Below are 21,762 nucleotides of genomic sequence, written 5' to 3' on the forward strand. Positions count from 1 at the left end.
CTCTGTGGGACTGGCAGCGGCTGCCGGAAGCCTTCGCCCCTGACGTTGCTTCGCGCTGCCAGTCCCACAGAGCGATGTCATTGTAGCGCTGCTCTGGACCATGAATCGCCCGTTCCACGGTATACCCTTCGTTATTCAGCAGCAGAATAAGCGGCTTTTGCTTATCACGCAGCATGGAGCCCATCTCCTGAATGGTCAGTTGGGCCGCGCCATCGCCGACAATTAGCACCACCCGCCGCTCCGCCGCCGCGGTTTGTGCGCCATAGGCGGCCGGGAGAGTAAAACCAATCGAGCCCCACAGCGGCTGGACGATCAGCGATGCTTCAGAGGGCAGCTTCAGCGCCGCAATGCCAAAGGCGGCCGTCCCCTGATCGGCGAGAATAATATCCCCCGGACGCAGGGCGCCCTGCACCGTCGCCCAGAAATTTTTCTGGGTCAACTCGCCTTCAGCGCCCTCCTCAGCCTCCGGCGCCACGACCTGAGGCGTAGCCCACTCCGCCGCCAGCGGGGCGGAAAGCGTCATCAGCGCGGCCAAAGCCTTATCCATCGGCACCCCGCTGAACCAGTGATCGCCCACCCTGACGGCGAAGGGCTGGATCTCAATAGTCTTTTCCCGCGCCAGATGTTGGGTAAATCCTGCGGTGATGGTGTCGGTGAAGCGCGTGCCAATGCAGATGATGGTGTCGGCGTTTTCAATCGCCTCCCGGGTCTGCGGCGCGCTGGCAATCCCGCTGTAGGTGCCGACAAACCCGCTCTGCTGCTCATCAAACAATCCCTTGCCCATGAGCATCGTCGCATGGGCGACAGGCGTTTTCGCCACCCATTCCCGGAGCGTCTTCTGCAGGCCATAACGTTGCGCCAGGAAGTCCGCCAGCAGGGAAATGCGTCGGCTGCCCCGCAGCAGGCGGCTGGCATGTTCGCAGAACCCGGCAAGCTGGTTTTCATCCGCCGGAGCGGGCTCCACCAGCAAGCGCTGGGCTGGGGCAATCGCTGCCGCTCTGGCGACATCGGCTGGCAGCATCAAATAGCCGGGGCGATGATGCGTCAACATATCGCGCAGCACACGGTCGATTTCATGGCAGGCGTTGCCGGCGGTCAGCAGCGCCTGGCTACAGGTGATCTGCTCGCTCATGCGGGCGAAATGGCGAAAATCGCCATCGCCGAGGGTATGGTGCAGCAGTTCGCCGCGCTGCTGGGCGCCGGTAGAGGGCGCACCGACAATATGCAATACCGGAATATGTTCCGCATAGCTACCCGCAATGCCGTTCAGCGCGCTCAATTCGCCGACGCCGTAAGTGGTCAGCAGCGCACCGGCCCCTTTGATGCGCGCATAGCCGTCAGCGGCATATGCCGCATTCAGCTCGTTGGCGCAGCCGACCCACCCCAAGGCGCTGTGCGCGATGACGCGATCGAGAAACTGTAAGTTGTAATCTCCCGGCACGCCGAACAAGCGGTCAATACCGCAGTCGACAAGGCGATCCAGCAGATAATCCCCAATAGTGTAGGTCGGTTGCATATCCATTATCCTCATTTTGGTGCAGGTGTAATTTGAGTATTGAATAAGCGATCCGCCTGTCCAGATGGGAGGTGATAATGGCAGTGTAAAGCAATAATTACGCAGAAAAAGCAGTGTACTCCACGCAGAACATTGTTTAGTGTAAACGTATACACACCCTGTTTTGTCGGCGGAGGAAGAATGGTTTACCAGGCAAGCACCACGCGATATCAAACGATGGAGTACCGTCGCTGCGGCCGCAGCGGTCTGCAACTACCGGCCATTTCCCTTGGCCTGTGGCATAACTTTGGCGATGAAACGCGAGTGGAAACCAGCCGGCAGATGCTCCTGCACGCTTTTGACCTCGGTATAACCCATTTCGATTTGGCCAACAACTATGGGCCGCCGCCGGGCTCGGCGGAAAGCAACTTTGGCCGCATTCTGAAAGAGTCGCTCCTGCCTTATCGCGATGAGTTAATCATCTCCACTAAAGCAGGTTACACGATGTGGGACGGCCCTTACGGCGACTGGGGATCGCGAAAATATCTGGTAGCCAGTCTTAACCAGAGCCTTAAACGCATGGGGCTGGAATACGTCGATATTTTTTACCATCACCGGCCTGATCCACAGACGCCGCTGATGGAAACGATGCGTGCGCTCGATCATCTGGTTCGTCAGGGTAAAGCGCTATATGTCGGGATCTCCAACTATCCTCTGGCCCAGGCGCGGGAGGCGGTGAAGATCCTTAACGACCTCGGCACCCCCTGCATCATCCACCAGCCTCGCTACTCGATGTTCGAACGCGGCGTGGAAGAAGGACTACTGGATTTTCTGCAGACGGAAGGGATTGGAAGCATAGCGTTTTCACCGCTGGCCGGCGGGCAACTTACCGACCGCTATCTCAACGGCATTCCGGCCGACTCGCGCGCCGCCAGCAGCAGTCGTTTTCTGCAGCCGGAGCAACTGACTCCAGCCCGATTAGAAAAAATTCGTCAGCTTAACAGGCAGGCGGAAGCGCGTGGGCAGAAGCTGTCGCAAATGGCGCTGGCCTGGGTGTTGCGCGAAGAGAAAGTCACCTCAGTGCTGATCGGCGCCAGCAAAACCGCGCAACTGGATGATGCCGTCGGCATGCTGCAGAATCGCCATTTCACCACCGAGGAGTGCGCGGCCATCGACGCCATCCTTGCGCTGTAAAGCAAATGTTACTTTAGCAAAAAGTGCTCTTTCCTGCGCTTTCGGAGTTCGTCCGATGCGGCGGGTCTTTACCGACCCGTAATATCAGGTTAACAGGCCGCTTACGGCCCCGATCGTGAAGGAGAAGAGTATGTTCAGGTCACTGATTCTGGCAGCAGTACTGCTGGCCGCAGGGCCACTGGTCGCTAACGCTGGTGAAATCACCCTGCTGCCGTCGGTAAAATTACAAATAGGCGATCGTGACAATTACGGTAACTACTGGGACGGTGGCAGCTGGCGCGACCGTGATTACTGGCGTCGTCACTATGAATGGCGTGATAACCGTTGGCATCGTCATGACAACGGCTGGCACAAAGGCTGGTACAAAGGCAGAGATAAAGCCTGGGAGCGCGGCTATCGTGCTGGCTGGAACGACCGCGATGACCACCGCGGCGGCTGGGGACGCGGCCCGGGTGGGCGCGGTCACGGTCATGGACATGGCCATCACTAACAAACGAAAAGGGGAGCCCATCGGCTCCCCTTTACTTTATTCAGCATCAGGAATCAATTAATCCACCCCGAGCAGCGACCCCACTATTAACCAGCCGTTCAGGCTCACCACAATAGCGACTATCGCCCAGCCGATGCCTCTCACCCAACGGGTATTCACCAGGTCCCCCATCAGCTTCGCATTGCTGGTAAATATCAGCAGCGGCACCAGGGCAAGCGCAATGCCAAAGCTGAGCAACACCTGACTCATTACCAGGATGCGCGTAGGATCCAGCCCCAGCAGAATGACGACAAACGACGGCAGCATGGTGATCGCCCGGCGAAACCACAACGGAATATGAAAGCGGATAAACCCCTGCATAACGACCTGACCTGCCAAAGTGCCCACCACGGTCGACGATAAACCGGCGGCAATCAGGCTGAGGCCAAAGATGGTCGCCGCCGCGTGGCTCAGCAGCGGCTCCAGCGTCATGTAGGCCTGATCGAGATCGGCGACGCCGGTATGGCCATTAAAGTGGAATGCCGCCGCAGCGGTCGCCATCATCGCCAGATTGACGAACCCGGCAATGGTCATGGCGATCGCCACATCCCAGCGGGTCGCGTTATAGCGTTCTTTTCGCGTTCCGCCATGCAGATGCTGGGTAAGCGAGGAATGTAAGTAGATAACGTGCGGCATAATGGTCGCCCCCAGTACCCCGGCGGCTAAGAATACCGCCTCCCCGTTGGGCAGCGTGGGGATCACCAGCCCTTTCGTCAGAGGAGCCAGCGCGGGCTGGGAAAAGATCAACTCCACGACATAGGCCACGGCGACAAACAGCAACAATCCACCGATCACCTTCTCCAGTGGTTTTTGTCCGCGCCGCTGCAGCATCAGGATCAGAAAAGTGGCCACCCCGGTCAGCACCGCCCCCTGCAGAAGCGACACGCCGAGCACCAGCTTAAAGCCAATCGCGGCGCCGATAAATTCAGCCAGATCGGTGGCCATAGCGATAATTTCCGCCTGTACCCAGTAAAACCAGACAACAGGACGCGGGTAATGGTCGCGGATCTGCTCGGCCAGGTTTTTGCCGGTGGCAATGCCCAGTTTGGCAGAAAGCACCTGGATCAGCATCGCCATCAGGTTAGCCCACACCACGACCCACAGCAGCTGGTAGCCAAAGCTGGCGCCGGCCTGAATGTTAGTGGCGAAATTACCCGGATCGATATAGCCAATGGCAGCGACGAAAGCCGGGCCCATTAAGGCGAGCTTCACCTTGCGCGCGGCGCGACTACTGCTATTCTCAACGCGACTGCTAGTCATCTTCTGCCTCTGGAAATATAGCCTTTGCTATGTTTTATGCTATCAAAATGCGAATGATTATCAAGTTCATTTAGAATGGAGATAATGATTGCTGTGATAGAAGGGAACAATAGCTGGCCGGAAATGAAATACGGGCGTCAGAAAACGAGATCCAGCCCGCTATTAAGAGTAGTACAAGAATGCAACTTTTAAAACCTTTACGTAACATAACAAAAGTGGATGTTGGATCACTATTTTTGCCATTGGTCACAGTTCCTTGCAATAGTGTGCAATTGATCTCGTTTTCTTTAAAGCCGTTGCATAGAATGTGCACGGAAATTTAACCTGCCTCATATTTGGAGCAACTATGGACCGCGTCTTGCATTTTGTCCTCGCGATCGTTGTGGTGGCTATACTGGCCCTGTTGGTCAGCCATGACCGCCAAAAGATCCGTATTCGTTATGTTGTTCAACTGCTTGTCATTGAAGTCCTGCTGGCCTGGTTCTTCCTCAACTCCGATATTGGTCTGGGTTTTGTGAAAGGATTTTCCGAGATGTTTGAAAAACTCCTCGGGTTTGCCAACGAAGGGACAAACTTCGTGTTCGGCGGCATGAACGATAAAGGCCTGGCCTTCTTCTTCCTCAAAGTTTTGTGCCCTATCGTCTTCATTTCGGCTTTGATCGGCATTTTGCAGCATATTCGTATCCTGCCGATTGTCATTCGCGCGATCGGTACCGTCCTGTCGAAAGTTAACGGCATGGGCAAGCTGGAGTCCTTCAACGCCGTGAGCTCGTTGATCCTCGGCCAGTCGGAAAACTTTATCGCGTATAAAGATATTCTCGGCAAAATGTCGCGCAACCGCATGTACACCATGGCGGCGACGGCGATGTCCACCGTGTCCATGTCCATCGTAGGCGCTTACATGACCATGCTGCAGCCAAAGTATGTCGTTGCGGCGCTGGTGCTCAACATGTTCAGCACCTTTATCGTTCTGTCATTAATTAACCCTTACCGCGTGGAAGAGAGCGAAGAAAATCTGCAGATGTCGAATCTGCACGAAGGTCAGAGCTTCTTCGAGATGCTGGGCGAGTATATTCTGGCAGGTTTTAAAGTCGCGATTATCGTGGCGGCGATGTTGATCGGCTTCATCGCGCTGATCTCGGCGCTGAATGCCCTGTTCGCCACCGTGACCGGTTGGTTCGGCTATAGCATTTCCTTCCAGGGTATCCTCGGCTATATCTTCTACCCGGTCGCCTGGGTGATGGGTGTGCCGGCAAGCGAAGCGCTGCAGGTGGGCAGTATTATGGCTACCAAACTGGTCTCCAATGAATTCGTCGCCATGATGGATCTGCAGAAAATTGCCTCGACGCTCTCCCCGCGCGCGGAAGGCATTATCTCTATCTTCCTGGTCTCCTTCGCCAACTTCTCATCTATCGGTATTATTGCCGGGGCGATCAAAGGTCTGAACGAAGAACAGGGCAACGTAGTTTCTCGCTTCGGTCTGAAGCTGGTGTACGGCTCCACGCTGGTTAGCGTGTTGTCCGCCTCGATTGCGGCGCTGGTTCTGTAACAGACGTCAGTCATCTGAGCCGGGCAATGCCCGGCTTTTTTTTGCCCGTCATTCACCCAGCGGCTGTGGTTTACCGATCAGATAACCCTGCAGATAATTCACGCCCAGCTCCAGCAAGCGCGCTTTTTGCGGTTCGCTTTCGACATATTCCGCCACCACGCTCATCTGTTTCGCCCGCGCCATCTCGACAATCGATTTCACCATGATGGCGTCCAGCGGGTCCGTGAGGATGTCGCGGACGAAGCAGCCGTCAATCTTAATGATATCGGCCTGTAGATGTTTCAGACGTTCATAGTTCGCATAGCCGGTGCCAAAGTCATCAATAGCGATGGCGCAGCCAAACGCGCGCAACGCTTCAAGATTTTGCCGACTGGTGTCCGCATTAGAGAAGGCCTGCTCTTCGGTCACCTCAATAGTTATAAGTTCTGGCGAGACGCTATAGCGTTGAAACAGCGCGATAATCTGCTCTGCGCTGTTCTTTTGCATCAGAGTTGCAGGCAGCAGGTTGACCGAGAATCGCTGGCCGGGATGCTTATGGAGCATACTGAACAAGGTCTCCAGCACCAGCATGTCAAAACGTTGGCTGAGGTTAAACTGCACAATCAGCGGAATGAATCGGTCGGGCATAATGACGCTATCGCCACAGCGCATGCGCGTGAGGATCTCATGATAACCCTCCCCCTCCGGATTCTGAATCGGTTGCGCATAGAGCATCAGCGCGCGATCTTTGAACACTTGCTTGACGCGCATTAGGAGGCGCACCTGCTCGGTAGTTTGATCCACCACCAGATCCTGCTCCTCGTCCAGCGCCAGCACCCGACGTTCACTGCCCGCCTGTTCGGAAAGCCAGCTTAGCTGGCCCAGCATCTGGTAAAGTCCCTCACCCTGGCCGTCATCGCGGCCCCAGGCCGCGCCAAACTCCAAATCCAGCGGCTGATTGTGCCAGCTGAACTTTTTGTGGTTGAGGACCGCGACCATATGGTTCAAGCGGGACGACGGCTCCGGTCCATCAAGCACGAGGATCAGTTCGCTGCCCGGTACCTGGAAGACTTTATCCGCCGCTCCCAGCAGCGGTTGCAGCGCCCGAATAATCTGCCGTTTACAGTCCACCCCCATCATCAGACCATAATGCCGACTGAGAAAGTCGAGATTATCAATACGCAGGCTGCAGATAGCCTGCTGAGGACAGCTCTGTAAATGGCTCTCCAGCGCGCGCAGGTTAGGCAAGCCGGTCAGCGGATCCTCTTCCGCCTGGCTACGCCAGCGGCGTTTGTTGCGGTCGCTGCGGGCATAGATGTCGGCCATATAAAACAAACAGATAGTAGAGGAGATCAGAACCGACAGCACAAAGGAGAGTGAATACTCGCTTTGCACCCCCTGGAGAAAGTTTTTGTTATATACCACCAGCAAAAAGGCCGAGACAGACCATGAAATACGCAATAGCGCATGGCCTATTCGACTGATACCGATAAAGTAGACAATAAAAATAACCGGAACTAAATAACCGGCAATAAATTCAGACTGATACGGCGCACACAATAGCGTTAATATCACCGCCAACGCGATAAACCAATATAGGGTAAAGGAGCGATATTGCGGTGCCAGCCACGGTAAACATTCCTGCTGCCAGAAACGTCGGGCGTAGCGCGGACTGATAATCATCCGCATTGGATAATAAAGAAACGTCGTAAAAATTAATGCCGCACTGATTAAACTTTGGATATCTATTACAGTATAAATCAACGGCATACTACCAAAGTAACTGGTAATAGCTAATGGAAACGCAAAATATTGTCCGGCGAGATACATGGTGATTTTCAGGAGCACCGGCGCGAAGAAGCCGCCCCAGAAGATCCGCGCCCCCATATGTTTTGCCGTTGGACCGCAGCGCCAGCGCTTCCCCACCAACAGTCGCAGAATAGCGCAGGAGACAAACACGGCGAACAGTTGACAAAAAAGTAAGATAAACGCCTGCGGCAGCGTTAATTTAATGAGAAAACTATTGGTGATGGCAAACGCGAGAATTAATGGCGCAATTGCATAGCGGCCAAAGATAAAAATAACAGAAAACATCACGCTGATTGGCAGCCAGGCAATATAAATAAGGTTGCCGTCAATTATCGTTTGCGGTGAAATAAAACGAGCCAGCGGAATAGCGACTAAACAAATGATAAAGGCCAATAGAGTTTTTTTGATATTAATGTTAATTTTATCAAGCATTATTGTTAATTAAAACTCCAGAAACCTCATCACGTTTAATGGGGGAAATGTTATGTTGCTTATTTAGGGCAGGCAAGGCGAATTATCAGGAAAAAGTCTGAAATTACTTTCGATTTTAATTGCTGGAGATTAACTGACGTAACCAGAAAGTGCTTTACATGAAACCCGCTAAAAACAAAAACCCCCGCCGAAGCGAGGGTTCTGAATTTTGGTGGAGCTAAGCGGGATCGAACCGCTGACCTCTTGCATGCCATGCAAGCGCTCTCCCAGCTGAGCTATAGCCCCACAGGACTTCTTTACGAACCAAATCCGCTGGGTGCAGAATTTGGTGGAGCTAAGCGGGATCGAACCGCTGACCTCTTGCATGCCATGCAAGCGCTCTCCCAGCTGAGCTATAGCCCCGTAACGTAAAGCGTGTCGTGTTGACGGGCGGCATAATATGAATTCCTCGCTCAGGTGTCAACGGCAAAATTATCCTTCCCGATTCAATCGCTGAAAAAGCAGGCAACTTGCTGACATTGCGAGCCTTATCGCAGTCAGAAGTTAAACAGGTCACCTTTTCACGTAAAAGGATGCTATAACATGGGCAGCTAATTCCCATACATTTACTCAGGAAATAGTATGCTCAAGGAACGAATGACACCTGAAGAAATTGCCCATCTAACCGGCTACAGTCGGCAAACTATCAATAAGTGGGTGCGGAAAGAAGGCTGGCAAACCTCTCCGCGACCTGGCGTCCAGGGCGGCAAAGCGCGCCTGGTCCATGTCAATGAGCAAGTCAGGGAGTTTATCCGCAGCGCCCAGCGCGTGGCGGAGACGCCCGGCATCTATTCTCCCCATGATAGCGATCTGGAATCGCTGCTGCTGACCCTCAGTAAAGAACTCACCCCCAGCGAGCAGAAGCAGCTTATGTCTTTGTTGCTGCGCGAGGGGATCACCGGGTTACTGCTTCGGTTAGGGATCCGCGATCGGTAAACCATGATGAAACTGAAAGATAAAATGACGCCCGCAGAGCTTGCCGACTGCCTGGGGCTGGCCAGACAAACGATCAATCGCTGGGTTCGCGAGAAACAATGGCGCACCGAAGCAATACCCGGCGTTAAAGGGGGGCGAGCGCGACTGGTGGTTATCGACCAACCGGTACGCGAGTTTCTGACCAACATCCCTGCCAGACGCCATCTGCTTACCGACAATCATCTCGCGGAATCGCCAGGTGCATACCTGGTCAATGAGGCAGACGCGATCTGGCGGCAAATCACGGAAACCCTACAGCTGATGACTCCGGCAGAACAGCTGCAGCTCCGCGATCTGCTGGCCCGGGAAGGGATTAGCGGTTTTCTTGCCCGCCTCGGCATCGCCAGTCCGGAATAACAGGCAAAAAAAACGGCAGGGTAACCTGCCGTTGTTTCAGCTGCGTCGCCGTCAGGACGCCTGGCCTTCGCGTTCAGCGATAAAAGCCAGCGCTTTATTGATACGATCTACGCTACGGGATTTACCGATAGCATGGACAGTAACGTCTAGCGCAGGAGATTGCCCTGCCCCGGTAACCGCCACGCGCAGCGGCATACCGACTTTACCCATCCCCACCTCCAGCTCATCAGCAGTTGCCTGAATCGCGTGATGGACGTTTTCCGCCGTCCAGTCGCTAATCGCCGCCAGCTTATCGCGAACCACTTCCAGCGGCTGACGCGCCACTGGACGCAGATGTTTTTTCGCGGCGTCGGCATCGAATTCAGCGAACTCTTCATAGAAGTAGCGGCAGCTCTGGGCCATCTCTTTCAGCGTCTTGCAACGCTCGCCCAGCAGTTTCACCAGCTCAGCCAGCTGCGGGCCGTTGCGAGTGTCGATATTTTCCTGCTCGATATGCCACTGCAGATGCGTTGCCACATATTCCGCCGGCAGGGTATTGATATAGTGATGGTTTAACCACAGCAGTTTATCGGTGTTAAAGGCACTGGCGGATTTGCTCACCGCGCCCAGTGAGAAGAACTCAATCATCTCTTCGCGAGTGAAAATCTCCTGATCGCCATGAGACCAGCCCAGGCGCACCAGATAGTTGAGTAGCGCTTCCGGCAGGTAGCCGTCGTCGCGATACTGCATCACGCTCACTGCGCCGTGGCGCTTGGAAAGTTTTTTACCGTCATCGCCGTTGATCATCGACACGTGCGCATAAACCGGCACCGGCGCATTCAGCGCTTTGAGGATGTTGATCTGGCGCGGCGTGTTGTTGATATGATCTTCGCCGCGGATCACGTGAGTGATCGCCATATCCCAGTCATCTACCACCACGCAGAAGTTATAGGTCGGGGAACCATCGGTACGGCGAATGATCAGATCGTCCAGTTCCTGGTTGCTGAACTCGATAGGTCCGCGGATCTGATCGTCAAAAATAACCGAACCTTCCTGCGGGTTGGCGAAACGCACGACGCACGGCTCATCGTCAGCATGGTGCTCGTGGCTATGGCGGCAGCGGCCATCGTAACGCGGCTTCTCACCCTTCGCCATCTGCTCTTCGCGCAGCGCTTCCAGACGTTCTTTCGAGCAATAGCATTTGTAAGCGGTACCGGCTTCCAGCATCTCATCGATTACGTTGTTATAACGATCGAAACGTTTGGTCTGGAAATAGGGGCCTTCGTCCCATTGCAGATTCAGCCAGTTCATGCCATCCATGATGGCTTCAATTGCTTCCGGGGTGGAGCGTTCGAGATCGGTGTCTTCAATACGCAGCACAAACTCACCGCCGTGGTTACGGGCAAAAAGCCAGGAATAGAGAGCAGTACGCGCACCGCCAACGTGCAGATAGCCGGTTGGGCTTGGCGCGAAGCGAGTTTTGATTTTCATGAATTGGCCTTACGTTTAATAAAGATGCCGATAGCCGGCAATGTCCGGTGGAAATTATGGGTCAATATTCTAACACCGTGGGCTGATTCCTCAATGTTGTTCCCATCGGAACGTCACGGTTTGCCATTTTTGTTTATAAATCATGCTATGGCGCCGGTTTCGCGATCGCTTTGTTTAATTTTACGACGAACGAACGAATTCTTTAGAAAAGGCGTTGACTCATTTTCAACTCTCCCTATAATGCGACTCCACACAGCGGGGGTGATTAGCTCAGCTGGGAGAGCACCTCCCTTACAAGGAGGGGGTCGGCGGTTCGATCCCGTCATCACCCACCACTACTTAACGTAGTCTCCGCCGTGTAGAACAGAAAATTGAGAAGTGGGTGATTAGCTCAGCTGGGAGAGCACCTCCCTTACAAGGAGGGGGTCGGCGGTTCGATCCCGTCATCACCCACCACTTTCTCGCCAGCTGGATTTTCTGTCAAAATGTGAAGTACCGAAGTGGGTGATTAGCTCAGCTGGGAGAGCACCTCCCTTACAAGGAGGGGGTCGGCGGTTCGATCCCGTCATCACCCACCACTTCGGGTCGTTAGCTCAGTTGGTAGAGCAGTTGACTTTTAATCAATTGGTCGCAGGTTCGAATCCTGCACGACCCACCAATGTAAAAAGGCGCCCTAAAGGCGCCTTTTTGCTATGCGCGGAACATGGCCCTGCCACGAGTCCCTCCGCAGCAATCTCCCCTGTCAGCGCTGATATAGCGGATCTTCAACCCTGGCGGCGGTTAAATTCTCCCCTTCTTCACGCACAATTTCCCATAACGCCTGAGCGGCGGTCGACAGCGAGCGATTTTTCCTGCATGCCAGCATCAGCTGCCGCTCCATCACCGGAGTCAGCCGTTTCACCGTCAGATGGCTCCCCTGCGGTAACGGTAGCGCCAGCGCCGGCAGAACGCTGATGCCAATTCCCGATTCTACCATCGGAAACAGCGTTGCCGGGTGGCCAATCTCCTGGACGATGTTCGCCCGGATAGCCAGCCTGCTGAGGGCCGCATCGATCAGCGGGCGGCTGCCGGACGCATAATCCTGCAGGATTAGCCTTTCATCCTGCAGCGCCAGCCACGGCACTTCTGTCAGGCTGGCAAAAGGATGATCCTCCCGGCAGAGCAGCAAAAATGGTTCCGCCAGAACCACTTCACACTGAAGGTCTGCCGCCGGCCCCGGATCAATCACGATGCCAAAATCCACTTCCCCCTGGCGGATACTCTCCAGCACCCACTGCTGGGGCCGATCGTGCAGCACAAAATCGATATCGGGATAACGACGATTGCTGTGAGCAATACACTGCGGAATAAGGTGAGCGGAAATCGTCTGACTGGCGGCGACCTTGACGGTGCCGCTCAGCTGCTGGCCAACCCGCCCGGCGTCGCGCAGGGTAATCGTCAACTCATCGAGCAAACGTTCCAGCCTGCCCGCCAGCTGCTGGCCCGCCTCGGTGAGCACCACTTCGCGAGTAGTACGGTCGAGCAGACGGACGCCGGTCTGATGCTCCAGCTCCTTGACGCTATGGCTGACGGCCGACTGACTTAAGCCAATCATCTCCCCTGCCCGGCTGAAGCTTCTGGCCCGGGCGACGGTGACAAATACTTTTAACTGACGCAGAGAGTAATTCATCTTTTTTATTCATGAATAGATGCAATAAATCAATTTTATTTCTCAAATGAAAAAAAGCACAATAGCGCATCTCTTTTCAGGAGCGTTTATGAAACTTTTCCGTATTCTCGATCCGTTTACGGCCACGCTAATCACCGTTGTCCTGCTGGCCTCATTCTTCCCGGCCCGTGGCGCTTTCGTCCCTTTCTTTGAACATCTGACCACCGCCGCCATCGCGCTGCTGTTCTTTATGCATGGCGCTAAACTCTCCCGGGAGGCGATTATCGCCGGCGGCAGCCACTGGCGTTTGCATCTCTGGGTGATGTGCAGCACCTTTATTCTCTTCCCGCTACTCGGGGTTCTGTTTGCCTGGTGGGCGCCGGTGAATGTCGATCCGATGCTCTACAGCGGCTTTATCTATCTGTGCATTCTGCCGGCCACCGTGCAATCCGCTATCGCCTTTACTTCGCTGGCCGGGGGCAACGTCGCGGCTGCGGTTTGCTCAGCCTCGGCCTCCAGCCTGCTGGGGATCTTTGTTTCCCCGCTACTGGTGGGGGTCCTGATGAACCTTCACGGCGCAGGCGGCAGTCTGGAGCAGGTCGGTAAAATTATGCTGCAGCTGCTGCTGCCTTTCGTGCTCGGTCACTTATCGCGGCCGTGGATTGGCGACTGGGTGGCGAAGCATAAGAAGTGGATTGGTAAGACCGACCAGACCTCGATTCTGCTGGTGGTTTACTCCGCCTTTAGCGAGGCGGTGGTGAATGGCATCTGGCATAAAGTCGGTCTGGGATCGCTGCTGTTTATCGTGGTGGTCAGCCTGGTGCTGCTGGCCATCGTCATCGCGGTCAACGTCTTGGTCGCCCGCCGCTGCGGCTTTAACAAAGCCGATGAGATTACCATCGTCTTCTGCGGTTCGAAAAAGAGCCTGGCCAACGGCATTCCGATGGCCAATATTCTCTTCCCGACCTCCATCCTCGGCATCATGGTGCTGCCGTTGATGATCTTCCACCAAATCCAGCTGATGGTCTGCGCGGTGCTGGCGCGGCGCTACAAGCAGCAAACCGATGCGCGTCTCGCTGAGGAAAAGGCCAACGCGGCCAAAGCCTAACGCGCTTTCTTCAGGGGCTGGACCAGATCGCTCAGCCCCTCAGTTTTAATCAGCAGGGTCAACGCCATCAGCTCGCCAAGATGCCCGGCAGGGAATTGATCCTTACGCGCGAACCACAATAAATACTCTTCCGGGACATCGATTAAGCGACGTCCCTTGTATTTACCGAACGGCATTTCGGTATTGGCTATCTCGACCAGCTGCGCTTTATCCACGTTATTCTCCCAGCAGACGCATCATTTCGGCTTCATCAATCACCTCGATGCCCAGCTCCTGCGCTTTCGCCAGCTTAGACCCCGCCGCTTCGCCGGCAATCACCAGGTCGGTTTTCTTCGACACGCTGCCTGCCACCTTCGCCCCCAGCGCCACCAGACGCGCTTTGGCGTCATCGCGCGACAGCTGGCTGAGGCTGCCGGTAAGGACCACGGTTTTGCCTGCAAACGGGCTATCAATCTCTTCCGCCTTCACCACCACTGGCGCAGGCCAGCGAACCCCCTCCGCCAGCAGTTGCGCAATGACATCGCGGTTGCTCTCTTCGGCAAAGAAGTTGAAGGTATGGGTAGCGACGACGATGCCGACATCAGGGACTTTCTGTAGCTCCTCAATTGAAGCCTGCTCCAGGGCTTCGAGAGTGCCGAAATGCGCCGCCAGGCCCGCCGCCGTCGCTTCTCCTACCTCGCGAATACCTAAGGCGTAGAGGAAGCGTGCGAAGGTCGTCTCTTTGGCTTTCTCGAGGGCATTGACTACGTTTTGCGCGGACTTCGGCCCCATTCGATCCAGCCCGGTCAGTTTCCCCGCCGTCAGCCGGAACAGATCCGCCGGGGTATGGACGTACTCTTTCTCCACCAGCTGGTCGATGATCTTGTCGCCCATGCCGTCAACGTCGAGCGCGCGACGGGAGACGAAGTGCTTGAGCGACTCTTTGCGCTGCGCGCCGCAGATCAGGCCGCCCGTACAGCGGGCTACCGCCTCGCCTTCCACCCGTTCAACGTCTGACTGACATACAGGACAGTGGGTCGGGAAGACGACATCCCGGGCATCCGCCGGACGCTCGGAAAGCACCACGTTAACCACCTGCGGGATCACATCGCCTGCCCGGCGAATCACCACCTTGTCGCCGATTTTCAAGCCTAAGCGTTCAATTTCATCGGCATTATGCAGGGTGGCATTGCTCACCAACACGCCGGCAACATGGACCGGCTCCAGACGCGCCACCGGCGTAATCGCCCCGGTGCGGCCCACCTGGAACTCCACGTCCCGGACGAAGGTCATCTGCTCCTGTGCCGGGAACTTAAAGGCCACGGCCCAGCGCGGCGCGCGGGCGACGAAACCCAGCTGTTCCTGCAGCGCCAGCGAATCGACTTTGATCACCACGCCATCAATGTCAAAGCCCAGGTGGGGACGCTCTTCCTCGACTTTACGATAGTAAGTAAGCACTTCCTCGGGGGTGTGGCACAGGGTGACGCGATCGCTCACCGGCAGCCCCCATGCTTTGAACTGCAGCAACCGAGCCGAGTGGCTGGCCGGCAGCTCGCCGCCCTCCAGCACGCCCACGCCGTAGCAGAAGAAAGTAAGCGGTCGCTTCGCAGTGATGCGCGGATCGAGCTGGCGCAGCGAACCCGCTGCCGCATTACGCGGGTTAGCAAACACTTTCCCGCCGGTGCGGCGAGCTTCCTCATTGATTTTTTCAAACCCGGCCTGCGGGAGGAACACTTCCCCACGTACCTCAAGGCGTGCAGGAATATTCTCGCCATGCAGCTTGAGGGGGATGGCGCGAATAGTTCGCACGTTAGAGGTAATATCTTCGCCGGTGGTGCCGTCGCCGCGGGTTGCCGCCTGCACCAACACGCCGTTTTCATAGAGAATGCTCACCGCGAGGCCGTCGAGCTTAAGCTCGCAGCAGTAGGTAAGATGATCTGTGCTTTTCAGGCGATCCTGTACCCGCTTGTTGAAGGCGAGAAAGCTCTCTTCGTCAAACACGTTATCCAGCGACAGCATCGGCACTTCATGGCGGATCTGGCTAAAGGCGGTGAGTGGCGCCGCCCCCACCCTCTGAGTTGGCGAATCCGGGGTAATCAGCTCCGGGTGCTGGCTCTCCAGCTCGCGCAGCTTGCGCATCAGGCGGTCATATTCCGCATCCGGCACTTCCGGCGCGTCCATAACGTGGTACAGATATTCATGATGGCGAAGCGTGGTTCGCAGTTCAGTCAGTTGTTGTTCGATTGGTTCCATATCACACCATCAATGATAAAAAACCCCCGACAGGCGGGGGTTGAGAAAGGATTGAGTTAACGCGGAACGTCAGGCGTTCGCGTCTTTCACTTCGCGAATACGATCCTGGTATTCACGCAGTTTTTGCGGCGTCATCATGCGACGCTGATCGTCAAGCACCACGCCGCCCACTTCGTCAGCGATATACTGCGCAGACTGCAGCATCAGCTTGAAGTTCTGCAGTTCATCGCCGTAGGAAGGGACCTGCATAAAGATAGTCACCCCAGGGGTCATCATATCCGCCATGCTGTCCGGATTGAAGGTTCCCGGTTTCACCATGTTGGCCAGACTGAACAACACCGGACCGCTGCCGTCCGGACTTAGGTGGCGGTGGAAAATATTCATTTCACCAAACTTAAAGCCGGCCTGCTGGATACTGTTGATCAGCACTTCACCGTTAAGCTGGGCGCCATGATGCGCGGCGACGTTCATCACAATGACCGTCTCTTTGCGCTCTTTCGGCTGCGGCGCGGCGGGCTGCTGCGGCTCTACCGGCTGCGGTTCCGCGACGGCGGGCTGCGACGCGGCAACAGGCTGTGGCGCAGGCTGCTGAGGGGCGGCTGGCTGCGGCTGAGCGACGGTCGGCGTCACCGGTTGCGGCGCGACAGGCTGCTGCACAACAGGCTGCGGCTGGTGTTGCGGTTGTACGGGCGGCTGCGCAGGTTGCGGCTGTTGCCAGCCAGTCTGCGGAGCCGCATGCGGCGCAGGCTGTTGCTGCGGTGGAACCGGGGCCTGGCGCGGCGGCTGCGGCGGCTGGCGAACCGGTTCTTCAGGACGCGCAGGCTGCTGCATCTGGCGCTCGTAAGGCGGCTGGTACTGGTGCTGCGGCGCCTGACGAGGGGCTTCATGCTCCCCATGCGCGCCGTGCGGGGCGTGAGTCACCGGATGAACGCGGACTTCTCCTACGCCTTCAACATTATCATCAAAGTCGTCGTTTTCCGACTCATCGTCGCGCGACTTCATACGTTTCAGTGGGCGATCGCGAAACATCGAAGAACGTTCTTTACGGCTGGTCCAGAAACCATGTACCAGTAAAGCGATTATGGCGATCGCGCCAACAATGATTAATATCAGACGCAAATCCTGCATCATTATATTCTCTGTTGTTCTAACACCTTGCCACCACGGCAAACATTTACTCACTAAGAGTATTTGCCGATTACCTCAAGTGCAAGTGCGTCGGCCGCTTTCACCACATAAAGATGAACTAAATCGTGCTTTTTGCTGTTTTTTCGAACATTTCCTAACTGGTTATTGTCTGACGACCCGATAAAATAAGCGAGCATTCACACCGGATGTTAAAAAAGGAGCAATGCCTGGCTATGGTTTCATCATCCGCACCGACCCCGCGCAGCGGCGTTTATTATTTTTCGCAGGGCTGGAAACTCATCGGGCTGCCGGGCATACGGCGTTATGTCTTCCTGCCTTTACTGGTTAACGTACTGCTGATGGGCGCTGCCTTCTGGTGGCTGTTTACCCGTCTCGGCAGCTGGATCCCCTCGCTGATGAGCCATGTGCCGGACTGGCTGCAGTGGCTAAACTACCTGCTGTGGCCGGTGGTAGTGCTCTCAATCCTGCTGGTGTTTGGCTACTTCTTTTCGACGATCGCCAACTGGATAGCCGCGCCGTTCAGCGGCCTGCTGGCGGAACAGCTGGAAGCGCGCCTGACCGGCGCTACCCCGCCGGACGTCGGCGTCTTTGGCATCATGAAAGATATTCCGCGGATTATGAAGCGTGAGTGGCAGAAGCTGGCCTGGTATCTGCCGCGCGCCATCGTGCTGTTGCTGCTCTACTTTATTCCCGGCGTTGGTCAGACGGTAGCCCCGGTACTCTGGTTCCTGTTCAGCGCATGGATGCTGGCGATTCAATACTGTGATTATCCCTTTGATAATCACAAGGTTCCCTTCAAAACCATGCGCGAAGCGCTGCGCAGTCGCAAAGTGATGAATATGCAGTTTGGGGCGCTCACCAGCCTGTTCACAATGATCCCGGTGTTAAACCTGGTGATCCTTCCGGTGGCTATCTGCGGCGCCACCGCCATGTGGGTCGATTGCTATCGCGATAGACACGCCAGCTGGAAATAGCGGTAACACCTTCACTTGGGGGCGGCAAAGGCCGCTCCCTTATATCGCGCTTATTCCTTCTTGCTTATCATTATTTCCCTTCCGCATATAGATATGCTAAATCCTTACTTCCGCATATTCTTTAAGCGGGTATGCTGATGCCGTACCCCCAAATTTCATACAGTTAAGGACGGGCCATGAGTAAGATTTTTGAAGACAACTCCCTGACTATCGGTCATACGCCGCTGGTACGACTGAACCGCATCGGTAATGGCCGTATCCTGGCAAAGGTAGAATCTCGTAACCCGAGCTTTAGCGTAAAATGCCGTATCGGCGCCAATATGATCTGGGATGCTGAAAAGCGCGGCGTTCTGAAACCTGGCGTGGAACTGGTCGAGCCGACCAGCGGCAACACCGGTATCGCCCTCGCCTACGTGGCGGCGGCCCGCGGCTACAAACTGACGCTAACCATGCCGGAAACCATGAGCATCGAGCGTCGTAAGCTGCTGAAAGCCCTGGGCGCCAACCTGGTGCTGACCGAAGGCGCCAAAGGCATGAAAGGCGCTATCCAGAAAGCGGAAGAGATTGTCGCCAGCAACCCGGAACAATTCCTGCTGCTGCAGCAGTTCAGCAACCCGGCTAACCCGGAAATCCACGAGAAGACTACCGGCCCGGAAATCTGGGAAGATACCGATGGTCAGGTGGATGTATTTATCTCCGGCGTAGGTACCGGCGGAACGCTGACCGGCGTCAGCCGCTATATCAAAAACACCAAAGGTAAAAAAGATCTGATCACCGTCGCCGTTGAACCGACCGATTCCCCGGTGATCGCCCAGGCGCTGGCGGGGGAAGAGCTCAAGCCGGGTCCGCACAAAATTCAGGGTATCGGCGCCGGCTTCATTCCTGGCAACCTGGATCTGAAGCTGGTCGACAAAGTGATCGGCATTACCAACGAGGAAGCTATCTCCACGGCGCGCCGCCTGATGGAAGAAGAAGGCATCCTGGCGGGTATCTCTTCCGGGGCCGCCGTTGCCGCCGCGCTGAAGCTGCAGGAAGATGAGGCCTTTACCAATAAGAATATTGTGGTTATCCTGCCTTCCTCAGGTGAGCGTTATTTAAGCACCGCGCTGTTCGCCGATCTCTTCACTGAGAAAGAGCTGCAACAGTAGTGCCAGCTTGTAAATAATGTGTAAAAAAGCACCTTTTCGGGTGCTTTTTTGTGGCACACGTCAAAGTTTTACCCCTCCTGGCATTGATTCACCTCGTAGGGTCTGGTATTTAACCAGCACATTTATTTTGATGCGCGAAATTATTCAGAAGAGGATTTCCGCCAGCTGAATCGATTTTATGATTTGGTTCAAGTCTTCCTTTCGCGGCATAATGTTTAATGACGTGCTAGACGTCAATGGCCCGCAGGTCTTCGCAGCGCCAGGCGCTGCCGACGCCAAGGCCGGAAACGTAACGCCGGCGCTAACAATACAGGCTAAAGTCGAGTCGTTAGACTAGACTTTAGGTCCACAACACTAAACCTATAAGTTGGGGAAATATAATGTTCCAGCAAGAAGTTACCATTACCGCTCCGAACGGTCTGCACACCCGCCCTGCTGCTCAGTTTGTTAAAGAAGCTAAAGGCTTCACTTCTGAGATCACTGTAACCTCCAACGGCAAAAGCGCCAGCGCCAAAAGCCTGTTCAAACTGCAGACTCTGGGCCTGACCCAGGGCACCGTAGTGACCCTCTCCGCTGAAGGCGAAGATGAGCAGAAAGCTGTTGAGCATCTGGTTAAACTGATGGCTGAACTCGAGTAAGTTCACGGGTTCTTTTTCATATCAGTCACAAGTAAGGTAGGGTTATGATTTCAGGCATTTTAGCATCCCCGGGTATCGCCTTCGGCAAAGCATTGCTGCTGAAGGAAGATGAAATTGTCATCGACCGGAAGAAAATTTCTGCCGATAAGGTTGATCAGGAAGTCGAACGTTTCCTGAGCGGCCGCGCCAAGGCCTCCGCCCAGCTGGAGGTCATCAAAACCAAAGCTGGTGAAACTTTCGGTGAAGAAAAAGAAGCCATCTTCGAAGGGCATATTATGCTGCTGGAAGATGAGGAGCTTGAGCAGGAAATCATAGCCCTGATTAAAGATAAGCACATGACTGCCGACGCGGCAGCCAATGAAGTTATCGACGGTCAGGCCACTGCCCTGGAAGAGCTGGATGATGAATACCTGAAAGAACGTGCGGCTGACGTACGTGATATCGGTAAGCGCCTGCTGCGCAACATCCTTGGTCTGGCAATCATCGATCTGAGTGCGATTCAGGATGAAGTCATCCTCGTCGCCGCCGATCTGACCCCGTCTGAAACCGCACAGCTGAATCTGAAAAAAGTGCTGGGTTTCATCACCGATGCGGGCGGTCGTACCTCCCACACCTCTATCATGGCGCGTTCCCTGGAATTGCCGGCCATCGTGGGCACCGGCAGCATCACGGCGCAGGTGAAAAACGGCGACTATCTGATTCTCGACGCGGTGAACAACCAGGTTCTGATCAACCCGTCTAACGAGCAAATTGAAGCGCTGCGTAGCCTGCAGGCTCAGGTTGCGGAAGAAAAAGCCGAACTGGCGAAACTGAAAGATCTGCCGGCGATTACCCTCGACGGCCATCAGGTTGAAGTCTGCGCCAACATTGGTACCGTTCGCGATGTCGAAGGTGCTGAGCGCAACGGCGCCGAAGGCGTAGGCCTGTATCGTACCGAATTCCTGTTCATGGACCGTGACGCGCTGCCAACTGAAGAAGAACAGTTTGCGGCTTATAAAGCGGTGGCTGAGGCCTGTGGCTCTCAGGCCGTTATCGTCCGTACCATGGATATCGGCGGCGACAAAGAGCTGCCGTACATGAACTTCCCGAAAGAAGAGAACCCGTTCCTCGGCTGGCGTGCCGTGCGTATTGCGATGGATCGTAAAGAGATCCTGCGCGACCAGGTTCGCGCCATCCTGCGTGCCTCCGCTTTCGGTAAGCTGCGCATTATGTTCCCGATGATCATCTCTGTTGAAGAAGTGCGTGCGCTGAAGAAAGAGATCGAAATCTACAAACAGGAACTGCGTGACGAAGGTAAAGCATTTGACGAATCCATTGAGATCGGCGTGATGGTGGAAACACCGGCTGCGGCGACCATTGCTCGTCATCTGGCCAAAGAAGTTGATTTCTTTAGTATCGGCACCAATGATTTAACGCAATATACTCTGGCAGTTGACCGTGGTAATGATATGATTTCACATCTTTACCAGCCGATGTCACCGTCTGTACTGAATCTGATTAAGCAAGTTATTGATGCTTCTCACGCTGAAGGTAAATGGACTGGCATGTGCGGTGAGCTTGCGGGCGATGAACGTGCTACACTTCTGTTGCTGGGTATGGGGCTGGACGAATTCTCTATGAGCGCCATTTCCATCCCGCGCATCAAGAAGATTATTCGTAATACGAACTTCGAAGATGCGAAAGTATTAGCAGAGCAGGCTCTTGCTCAACCGACAACGGACGAGTTAATGACGCTGGTTAACAAGTTCATTGAAGAAAAAACAATCTGCTAATCCAC

Annotated in this window: 18 protein-coding genes and 6 tRNA genes; 14 read left to right on the forward strand and 10 right to left on the reverse strand. The window is 55.2% G+C overall.

Features of this window, described 5'->3' with window-relative positions; translation table 11 throughout:
- The coding region (locus KHQ28_RS25960; RefSeq protein WP_211777732.1) for an alpha-keto acid decarboxylase family protein at nucleotides 1-1,516 on the reverse strand (1,516 nt) is incomplete at its 3' end.
- Nucleotides 1,517-1,696: 180 nt separating this feature from the next.
- Here KHQ28_RS25960 and mgrA point away from each other — a divergent pair.
- Both mgrA and KHQ28_RS25970 read left to right on the forward strand, forming a co-directional pair.
- Complete coding sequence (gene mgrA, locus KHQ28_RS25965; RefSeq protein ID WP_004174934.1) at nucleotides 1,697-2,689, forward strand: L-glyceraldehyde 3-phosphate reductase; 993 nt, start codon at nucleotides 1,697-1,699, stop codon at nucleotides 2,687-2,689.
- Between the two features lie 130 nt (nucleotides 2,690-2,819).
- The gene (locus tag KHQ28_RS25970) at nucleotides 2,820-3,179 is read left to right on the forward strand and encodes a DUF2502 domain-containing protein (RefSeq protein ID WP_002913419.1); all 360 of its coding nucleotides are present in this window, start codon (nucleotides 2,820-2,822) and stop codon (nucleotides 3,177-3,179) included.
- A 57-nt stretch (nucleotides 3,180-3,236) separates the two neighbouring features.
- Here the strand turns inward: KHQ28_RS25970 and KHQ28_RS25975 are convergent, their stop codons facing one another.
- Complete coding sequence (locus KHQ28_RS25975) at nucleotides 3,237-4,478, reverse strand: Nramp family divalent metal transporter (RefSeq protein ID WP_002913421.1); 1,242 nt, start codon at nucleotides 4,476-4,478, stop codon at nucleotides 3,237-3,239.
- A 346-nt stretch (nucleotides 4,479-4,824) separates the two neighbouring features.
- On the opposite strand from KHQ28_RS25975, the gene nupC reads away from it, so the two are divergent.
- Nucleotides 4,825-6,027 carry a nucleoside permease NupC gene (gene nupC / locus KHQ28_RS25980; protein ID WP_002913423.1) on the forward strand — a complete coding sequence of 401 codons (1,203 nt, stop codon included), beginning with the start codon at nucleotides 4,825-4,827 and terminating at the stop codon, nucleotides 6,025-6,027.
- A 48-nt stretch (nucleotides 6,028-6,075) separates the two neighbouring features.
- Here the strand turns inward: nupC and KHQ28_RS25985 are convergent, their stop codons facing one another.
- The 3 genes from KHQ28_RS25985 to KHQ28_RS25995 form a co-directional block, all read right to left on the reverse strand.
- The gene (locus KHQ28_RS25985) at nucleotides 6,076-8,247 is read right to left on the reverse strand and encodes an EAL domain-containing protein (protein ID WP_032418579.1); all 2,172 of its coding nucleotides are present in this window, start codon (nucleotides 8,245-8,247) and stop codon (nucleotides 6,076-6,078) included.
- Between the two features lie 209 nt (nucleotides 8,248-8,456).
- Nucleotides 8,457-8,532, reverse strand: a tRNA-Ala gene (locus KHQ28_RS25990).
- A 41-nt stretch (nucleotides 8,533-8,573) separates the two neighbouring features.
- Nucleotides 8,574-8,649 (reverse strand) — tRNA-Ala (locus KHQ28_RS25995).
- Between the two features lie 219 nt (nucleotides 8,650-8,868).
- On the opposite strand from KHQ28_RS25995, the gene KHQ28_RS26000 reads away from it, so the two are divergent.
- Nucleotides 8,869-9,222: a YfeC-like transcriptional regulator gene (locus KHQ28_RS26000; protein ID WP_002913434.1), complete on the forward strand. Its 354-nt coding sequence runs from the start codon at nucleotides 8,869-8,871 to the stop codon at nucleotides 9,220-9,222.
- A 3-nt stretch (nucleotides 9,223-9,225) separates the two neighbouring features.
- Nucleotides 9,226-9,618 carry a YfeC-like transcriptional regulator gene (locus KHQ28_RS26005; RefSeq protein ID WP_002913435.1) on the forward strand — a complete coding sequence of 131 codons (393 nt, stop codon included), beginning with the start codon at nucleotides 9,226-9,228 and terminating at the stop codon, nucleotides 9,616-9,618.
- A gap of 51 nt (nucleotides 9,619-9,669) precedes the next feature.
- On the opposite strand, the gene gltX is transcribed toward KHQ28_RS26005, so the two are convergent.
- Nucleotides 9,670-11,088 carry a glutamate--tRNA ligase gene (gene gltX / locus KHQ28_RS26010; RefSeq protein WP_004145598.1) on the reverse strand — a complete coding sequence of 473 codons (1,419 nt, stop codon included), beginning with the start codon at nucleotides 11,086-11,088 and terminating at the stop codon, nucleotides 9,670-9,672.
- Between the two features lie 259 nt (nucleotides 11,089-11,347).
- Between gltX and KHQ28_RS26015 the strand changes: the two genes are divergently transcribed.
- The 4 genes from KHQ28_RS26015 to KHQ28_RS26030 all read left to right on the forward strand — a co-directional run bounded on the left by KHQ28_RS26015 (nucleotide 11,348) and on the right by KHQ28_RS26030 (nucleotide 11,746).
- A tRNA-Val gene (locus KHQ28_RS26015) sits at nucleotides 11,348-11,423 on the forward strand.
- A 45-nt stretch (nucleotides 11,424-11,468) separates the two neighbouring features.
- Nucleotides 11,469-11,544: transfer RNA gene (locus tag KHQ28_RS26020), tRNA-Val, on the forward strand.
- A 46-nt stretch (nucleotides 11,545-11,590) separates the two neighbouring features.
- Nucleotides 11,591-11,666 (forward strand) — tRNA-Val (locus KHQ28_RS26025).
- 4 nt (nucleotides 11,667-11,670) lie between these two features.
- A tRNA-Lys gene (locus tag KHQ28_RS26030) sits at nucleotides 11,671-11,746 on the forward strand.
- Between the two features lie 84 nt (nucleotides 11,747-11,830).
- Here the strand turns inward: KHQ28_RS26030 and KHQ28_RS26035 are convergent.
- Nucleotides 11,831-12,757, reverse strand: a complete 927-nt coding sequence (locus KHQ28_RS26035; protein WP_009486215.1) for a LysR family transcriptional regulator — start codon at nucleotides 12,755-12,757, stop codon at nucleotides 11,831-11,833.
- Nucleotides 12,758-12,845: 88 nt separating this feature from the next.
- Between KHQ28_RS26035 and KHQ28_RS26040 the strand changes: the two genes are divergently transcribed.
- Nucleotides 12,846-13,844 carry a bile acid:sodium symporter family protein gene (locus KHQ28_RS26040; RefSeq protein ID WP_032418578.1) on the forward strand — a complete coding sequence of 333 codons (999 nt, stop codon included), beginning with the start codon at nucleotides 12,846-12,848 and terminating at the stop codon, nucleotides 13,842-13,844.
- On the opposite strand, the gene KHQ28_RS26045 is transcribed toward KHQ28_RS26040, so the two are convergent.
- The 3 genes from KHQ28_RS26045 to zipA form a co-directional block, all read right to left on the reverse strand.
- Entirely contained in the window at nucleotides 13,841-14,059 is a 219-nt protein-coding gene (locus KHQ28_RS26045) for a DUF3820 family protein (RefSeq protein ID WP_002913440.1), read from the reverse strand. The two genes, KHQ28_RS26040 and KHQ28_RS26045, sit on opposite strands and share 4 nt — an antisense overlap.
- Nucleotide 14,060: 1 nt before the next feature.
- Nucleotides 14,061-16,076, reverse strand: a complete 2,016-nt coding sequence (gene ligA, locus KHQ28_RS26050; RefSeq protein WP_004180820.1) for an NAD-dependent DNA ligase LigA — start codon at nucleotides 16,074-16,076, stop codon at nucleotides 14,061-14,063.
- Nucleotides 16,077-16,145: 69 nt separating this feature from the next.
- Nucleotides 16,146-17,207 (reverse strand): cell division protein ZipA, encoded by a 1,062-nt coding sequence (gene zipA / locus KHQ28_RS26055; RefSeq protein ID WP_004180822.1) that lies wholly within the window; start codon nucleotides 17,205-17,207, stop codon nucleotides 16,146-16,148.
- 230 nt (nucleotides 17,208-17,437) lie between these two features.
- Between zipA and cysZ the strand changes: the two genes are divergently transcribed.
- From cysZ to ptsI, 4 genes are all read left to right on the forward strand, one after another.
- Entirely contained in the window at nucleotides 17,438-18,199 is a 762-nt protein-coding gene (gene cysZ / locus KHQ28_RS26060; protein WP_004174922.1) for a sulfate transporter CysZ, read from the forward strand.
- A 176-nt stretch (nucleotides 18,200-18,375) separates the two neighbouring features.
- On the forward strand, nucleotides 18,376-19,347 hold the full coding sequence (gene cysK, locus KHQ28_RS26065) for a cysteine synthase A (RefSeq protein WP_002913498.1): 972 nt from the start codon (nucleotides 18,376-18,378) through the stop codon (nucleotides 19,345-19,347).
- Nucleotides 19,348-19,727: 380 nt separating this feature from the next.
- Nucleotides 19,728-19,985, forward strand: coding sequence for a phosphocarrier protein Hpr (gene ptsH, locus KHQ28_RS26070; RefSeq protein ID WP_002913505.1), 258 nt, complete (start codon nucleotides 19,728-19,730; stop codon nucleotides 19,983-19,985).
- 44 nt (nucleotides 19,986-20,029) lie between these two features.
- The gene (gene ptsI / locus KHQ28_RS26075; RefSeq protein WP_002913506.1) at nucleotides 20,030-21,757 is read left to right on the forward strand and encodes a phosphoenolpyruvate-protein phosphotransferase PtsI; all 1,728 of its coding nucleotides are present in this window, start codon (nucleotides 20,030-20,032) and stop codon (nucleotides 21,755-21,757) included.
- The last annotated feature ends 5 nt before the right edge of the window (nucleotides 21,758-21,762 follow it).

The sequence above is a fragment of the Klebsiella sp. 28 genome (assembly GCF_018223905.1).
Classification (GTDB): domain Bacteria; phylum Pseudomonadota; class Gammaproteobacteria; order Enterobacterales; family Enterobacteriaceae; genus Klebsiella; species Klebsiella pneumoniae.